Origin of the sequence: Kitasatospora sp. MBT63 (assembly GCF_000710465.2) — a bacterium.
Classification (GTDB): Bacteria; Actinomycetota; Actinomycetes; order Streptomycetales; family Streptomycetaceae; genus Kitasatospora.
In genome coordinates this window covers 1-5363 of sequence record NZ_JAIZ01000467.1, presented here as the reverse complement: position 1 = coordinate 5363, position 5363 = coordinate 1, and the positions used below count along the sequence as shown (strand labels likewise).

Here is a 5363-nt window from a genome sequence, read left to right as displayed (position 1 = left end):
CGGCGCCGACCCCATCAACCACACCGACCCCACCGGCAACATTCGAATCAGCGCTGCCGACCTCATGCAGAAGCGACAGAAAATGCGCCTCGGAGACATCTATGAGACCCCGGCCCAGTCAGGGCGGGCTGAGGAGCGCCAGCTGGTAAAACGACTCCTGGCGATACGCAGCGAAGTCCCCCAGCCCCCGAGAAGTCTGCCTCGGGCAGATCTGACCCTTAACGCCCACGAGGAGACCCTGCTCACCGCCAAGGCTGCCCGACCACAGACAGTTGGCGCCAATCTTGTTGTCTCCCCGGTGCAGGTCACTGACGTTCCAAACCATCTTAATGAAAATGGCAAAAAATTCCGGCCGACCGTGGATGTCCCAGTCTTCACCACTTATGCCATTCCGCCCCATCGGAATCCTGCTGACTTCAGAATGGTGCGGTTTGCAAAAGCGAGCTGGGGCATAAGGGAGGCTCTCAGTAAGAACTTTGAAGTGAAGAGCACCGTGCCGGGCTACATGTCCTTCGGACCCACGGCTTCCATGGGTCAGGTGCCGGCCCCCGCTCAGCTTGCAGCCAGCGAGCGCACCCGCCTGGTTTCCCTTGTCAAAAATAACCCGCGCCAATGGAAGTACGACGGCCCGGGGACGGAATTTCAGCCCAATTCGACAATGAACCGTGACACTCCAGGGCTGCTATCGGTGGGGCAGATGTCATGGCCGATGGTTCAAAATAATGAGTTCATATCGATCTTGATAGATCGGAGGAACATGGAGCTTGCGAATGTGCTGAAATTTGAAGTCAAATATCACGCGATGGGCAATGTCGACAAAAGGACGGTCGATATTATCTATGGCGACGCCTGAGCGCCTTCCGTCCCGTATCGGGAACGTGAAATGTCCTGGTCGGGACAGGTGGGGAGGTGAAATCCCTTGCTGAGAGTGTGATGATCTTACTAAACGTGCCATCGGTCGGAGCTTCACTATTGCAGTGTGCTGCGGGTTTGACCGACCGGCCGGACCGAAATCGAACACGAGCGCTTGAATTCAAGCGCGCTCGTGTTCGACGACGGTGTCCGTGACCCGGCCATCCCCCTGCAGTTCCTGCCATACCCCCGGCAGGTGTCGGTGGTGTCTGGGACGCTCGCGCCGTGGTGGGACACGGTGCGGGGCTGCGGGAACCGGTGGACCGGGCGGTTGCGGGGCTCAGCGCCCACGGTCGCCGGGAGCTGGAGGAGTTGTGGCCGCGGTGGGGCCTTGGGCCGCTGCCGTCGTCCCGATCGGCCACGGGCCCGCAGCACTCGCTGTCGCTCCCGCCCGCAGCCTCCACGGTCCGCAGCCGACGAGCGTGCAGTAGTCTGCCGGGTCGCCGGCGCGAGCTGTCGAGCTGGATCTCGCGTCGGCGACCCGGCACCACGGACTACAGGCCTTCACTCGAAGCTCCGCCCGAGAACGGGACGGAGATCTCGGCGAGCGTTCCGGACGGAACGTTCGGGCGGAGTTCTAGTGTGCCGCCCGCGTCGCTGATCCGAATACGCTGAGAAGCCAGTCCGATGTGCCCCTGAGCCGCTTTGGAATGCAGGGATCCGTCGGGTATGCCCACTCCGTTGTCGGCGATCGTCAGGTGGACGCGGTCCGGCAAGGTGATCAGATCGATCTGGACGGTCGTAGCGTGGGCATGCTTCGCGATGTTGGCGATCAGCTCGCGACTGCAGTTGTAGAGCAGTTCGTTCATCGAGGAGCCGAGGGTACGCCGATCGCAACGGACCTTGACCGCGAAACCACTGCGCTTCCCGGCCCGCTCGGCGAGTCCGTGCAGCGCCTGTTCCAGCCCACCGTGTTCCAGGACAGCCGGATGCAGCTCGGTGACCTGTGAGCGAAGCTGCGCGGCCGTTGCCTTCAGGGCGTTGTCCGCCCGTTCCAAAGCCTCGCAGCCGGGGACCTCCGCTATGTCTTGCCGGGCGACCAGGACGTTCTGCAGCGGTCCGTCATGCAGGGCTTCGGACAACTGGCGTCGGTCACGCTCACCGGCGGCGACGTTGTTCGCCACCAGCCATGAACGGTGATGGGCGAGATCAGCGATCATTCCCACCCGTGACTGTTGGATCCAGGAGAGCAGGACGCCCGCCGTGCTGACCACCGCGATGAGAACCGCGTGCACCAGCGTGTAGTGGAGGTCCGGACCGGCATGCGAATGCCCGATGCCCGAGGCCAAGGCATAGGTGCAGGTAGCAGCTGCTCCGGTGATGGCTGTGAGACGTGGGCGCAGCTGGAAGGAGGCGAGGATCGGCATCAGGACGTACACGTCCCCGGAGAACGGCGATGACCACTTCGAGTCGGTGAAAGTGCCGGCGACGATCAGGATTGCGGTCAGCACGGGCAGGTCCACCCCTAGGACACTCCATGCCGCCCATCCCCCGAGTTCATTCCGCCAGGCGCCGATGAGCATCACCGCGCCCCACACCACGTAGCATGCGGCCAACGCGATCGCGGCGGTCACGTGCTCCCTGGGGGGGAAGAGCGCGAGATCCATGGTCATCAAGGTGATGTATGCCAGCCGCAGGACCGACTGGACCCGGGCCGATTTCGCCTGATGGGCCGCGTAGACCCGCTCGATGGCTCGCCCCGCGTCAAGATCGGGCAGTACGGGCTGCTCAGGACGCAGGTAGCCGTGCAGTCTCCGAGGCGACAGGCGCCAGTGATCCGGACCCCGGAATCCGGTCTGCTGCCAGTCCGCCTCAACGGACTCCTCTGCAGACTGCGCGGCGGGGATCACTTGGTTCGCTTGGCTGCTTTCCATCAGCTTCCACCTGACCGTGTGCATTCTGTGACCAGAAAGGCGGGGCCGAGCCGTCCTTCGACCGGTTCGCTCCATTGCCAGTGTGCTACAGGCTGACTGCCCCGCCGAACCGGCCCCTAGCCCGGGCAGGGCAGCGCACGGGCCGGCCCCGGTACGCCCGGCGGTCACGGTGAGTGTGCTGCGGAGCCCCGGAGAGGTGCGGCCATCGCCGGGAAGCACCGTGGCCGGAGAGCGGGCAGCGGCCTCCCGGCCTCCACCGGACGAAGGGGGAGCGGCGATGGCGGGGGGGTGGGTGGTGCGGTGGTCCCCGCCATCGCCGCTGCGGGGGTGGCTCTGTCAGGATGCCCTGCCCGCTGGATGGCCGCTTCCACCGTTCGGCGAAGCGTTCGAACGAGCCATGGACTTCCGGGCGGCAACCGGCGCGATCGGTGTTGTTCTTCCGGACACGCACACGCACACGTACACGGCTGCGGACGGGAGCGGGTCCCTGTCCGCTGGCTGCGCGCCTCAGTCACCCATTCGGCGTCAACCGGCGGACCCACCCGCAGGGGCGAGGATGCCCGACACTCTCGCGGATCCGGGATGGCAGGGCTCTGGAGCGGAGCGTTCGGTGGAGGCCCTGCCTGCCGGCAAGAACGGCAAGGTTATCGTCAGCGTTGTATGACTGGCCTGGGGCTGTGCCCGCCAGGACCAGGCGCGCGGCGTCGGACGGCCGTCCACGGGAAGCCACTGAAAGCGGTTCGCACGGCAGCCCTGGCATGGTTTGACTGCTCGGACCATGACGCTGCGTACGTGCCTGGCCTTGGATCGCGCCAGTGAGAAGCACTGCTCAGGCGGTGCGTGAAGGAGTAGCTGTGCGAATAGCCTCCGCTGCCGCAGTTCTTCCCGTGGCCGTAGGAGCCGCCGTGTTCGCGGCTGCCCCGCCGGTCGGATACCCGAGGGCCACAGGCACGACGGTGACGCAGGACGCCCTGTCGCCGTTCTTCGCATCGGCCGACGTATCCACCAAGGCGAGCCTCACGGTGCACTCCTCCGGCTGCTTCACCGCCCGGACGCTCGGCGTCGGCGTCCGTGACGCGGCCGGACACAACCTGGACTTCCCAGGGAACGCCTCCAACGTGCAGATCTGCCCGGGCGGTGTCACCTTCACCAGCGCCGCCCGTACCCTGCCGGGTGGTATCTACACCGAGTTCGGCTTTTGGCAGGACCTCGCGGGTGTGTGGCACAACCTGCCGTCCCGGCCTCTGATCGTCGCGCCTCTGGTGGCGCCCGTTCCTGGTTCCCATGTCGCCCGGCCTGCGGAGCCGGGTACTCCTGACCCGGGCTCCACCTCCGCGCCGACCCCGGCGCCCACCCCCGTCCCGGCGCCCGGCGCCGGCTCGCCCGTCCCCGGCAAGGCGCTGACCTGGTCCGACGAGTTCGACAGCCTCAACACCACCCGCTGGACCACCGACAAGAGCAGCTCGTACAAGTACGGCAACCACAACCCGGACGACAACAAGCTCGACTGGCTGAGCAAGGACGGGGTCAGCGTCTCCGGCGGCGTCGCCACCTTCACCGCCAAGCCGGGTGCCAACAAGCTGGAGAACGGCAGGCAGTCCTGGGACACCGGGCTGCTCACCACCGAGTACTCCGGCGAGGGCTTCCAGGTGAGGACCGGCGACTACGCCGAGACCCTGGTGAAGCTGCCGTCCGGCAGCGGGGCCTGGCCGGCGCTGTGGACCTGGAAGAACGGCAACGGGGAGATCGACTCCTTCGAGTACCACCCCGACAACCCGAACCTGCTGGAGCTGACCAACTTCGTCGATCCGGGTTCGAAGTACTACACCGACGCCAACGCCGTCGCCAAGGACACCTGGGTCGCCATCGGTACCTACTACGGCGCCGACTCGGTCGACTGGTACGTCAACGGTGTGAAGGTGTTCTCCGACAACACCGGCGTCGGCGCCGACTGGTCCGCGTACCTGATCCTCAACCTGTCGCTGAGCGCCGGCCAGTACCACCCGGCGCCCACCGGCACCGCGCCGATCACGTTCGCCGCGGACTACATCCGGGTCTACCGCTGATACAGGGCTCCCATCAGACTCCGGGCGGCTCCGGGGCAGGTGACGCCGTTGCCGTCGGTGGGGACGGCCCCGAGTTCCCGGGCCGGCGGCAGGCGAGCGTGGCACGGTGCAGGAGATAACCGGCCAGCGGGAGTTCCACGAAGACGGCTGACGCCAGGGCGGCCCAGAAGCCGGGTGCGCCGAGGGCGAGGGATACGTCGAACCACGCGTCGCAGACGAGCATCACGGCGGCGGCCACTGCGGGAATCACCGGCGGCCGGCGGCGGTGTGCGAGGAAGGCCGTGAGGGCCAGGGCGGCCAGCAGCAGCACGTCGAACCCGACCCAGGCGACCCGCCATGCGTGGACGTGATAGCTCGAGGGCAGAGTCAGTCCCAGATGCACGGTCCACGGGACCAGCACCAGTGCGGCCAGCGAGAGGAATTCGACCACGTGGCGACGCCGCCGCTCCTGCGGGGCCGACGTGGGGGTGGGCCGGGGGAGGCCGGCGGGTGGGAGAGGGGCCGCCGTGTG

4 protein-coding genes are annotated in these 5363 nt (G+C 66.6%); 2 read left to right on the top strand and 2 right to left on the bottom strand.

Annotated features, from left to right (window positions below; translation table 11 throughout):
- Window positions 1-853 (top strand): hypothetical protein (locus tag AA75_RS49745; RefSeq protein ID WP_158515564.1); only part of this gene is annotated, 853 nt, incomplete at its 5' end.
- A 553-nt stretch (window positions 854-1406) separates the two neighbouring features.
- Here the strand turns inward: AA75_RS49745 and AA75_RS25325 are convergent.
- Entirely contained in the window at window positions 1407-2786 is a 1380-nt protein-coding gene (locus AA75_RS25325) for a sensor histidine kinase (RefSeq protein WP_158515563.1), read from the bottom strand.
- A 956-nt stretch (window positions 2787-3742) separates the two neighbouring features.
- Here AA75_RS25325 and AA75_RS47870 point away from each other — a divergent pair.
- The gene (locus tag AA75_RS47870) at window positions 3743-4852 is read left to right on the top strand and encodes a family 16 glycosylhydrolase (protein ID WP_233289185.1); all 1110 of its coding nucleotides are present in this window, start codon (window positions 3743-3745) and stop codon (window positions 4850-4852) included.
- Between the two features lie 13 nt (window positions 4853-4865).
- Here AA75_RS47870 and AA75_RS25315 read toward each other — a convergent pair.
- Window positions 4866-5363, bottom strand: a 498-nt coding sequence (locus AA75_RS25315; protein WP_206743452.1) for a hypothetical protein, incomplete at its 5' end; no start/stop codon positions are given.